At 59.0% G+C, this 942-nt stretch carries 1 protein-coding gene and 1 pseudogene; both read left to right on the top strand.

Annotated features, from left to right (window positions below; translation table 11 throughout):
- Positions 1–231 (top strand): annotated as a pseudogene (locus NQ038_RS15165) (hypothetical protein); the annotation flags it as partial.
- Positions 232–578: 347 nt separating this feature from the next.
- Complete coding sequence (locus NQ038_RS15170; protein WP_069408167.1) at positions 579–779, top strand: hypothetical protein; 201 nt, start codon at positions 579–581, stop codon at positions 777–779.
- The last annotated feature ends 163 nt before the right edge of the window (positions 780–942 follow it).

Below are 942 nucleotides of genomic sequence, written 5' to 3' on the forward strand. Positions count from 1 at the left end.
TGGAACGGCCCGACCACCGCGGCGACACGCGCAGGCACATCACACCCGAACAGTACAATCACCTACAACATGAGACAACGACGCCGCGATCAAGCACAAACCCCAACCCGTGAAAAATCGAGGCTAGAAGAACAAACAGCGCTCGACAACGGATGTGAGCCTGTCGATCAAGACCTAGATTTCGAGTTCGGGTTAGTTGCAATGGTTGAAGGGCTGGCATCAAAGCGATGAGGGATGCTCGCACTTTGGGTCTCTGCGTCAGTAAGGTCAATCCTTTCCCGCTCCCGCAGCACCTCCTCCGCGATACTGACGATTCGCTCATGGCTACGGGGCTCACAAACGAGCAAATCAGGGACCGTGTGCATGTCGCGTCGCGATCGCGGAACGGCACATCAGCAGCATCTTCACCATGCTCGACCTTAACGAGCGCACAGGGAACAAGCGCGTCATCGCCGTCCTCGAGTACCTCAAGAACTAAGCGTCGAGTGCGCGACCGGCGCGATGACCATAGGTAACGGCGGTTTAGCATCGGTGCCGCATCTTGACACGACTCAATCCGCGACAGCTAACCTCCGCATATGGAGTTCGACGGAATGGAGATCCCCGACGATATCGAGGTCACGGTCTGGGGGAGCAACGAGCACCGGCTCTGTAACGTCTGCCGCGCAGAATGCGACCCCGAGCCGAGCGGCGCCGACGGGTACGGCGTGCGAATCATCTACGTCTGCCGCGACCACGGACTCCAATCCGTCGTGGACCCATTCGAGCATCTCCGTTGAAGCGCGCTCTTCGCTATCTCCCTGCATTGACGCAAAGGCTCTGTTGCAAAGATTGGCGGCAGTCAGAGGTAGGCTGTCGCTCTGCGCCGATCAGGCGGCTGCTGCGAAATGGTGGTTGAGCATGCCCATGGCCTCCGTCAGCGCCGAGGGCCCAATGCCAAAA

This window comes from Brevibacterium sp. 50QC2O2 (assembly GCF_024580675.1).
GTDB lineage: Bacteria > Actinomycetota > Actinomycetes > Actinomycetales > Brevibacteriaceae > Brevibacterium > Brevibacterium moorei.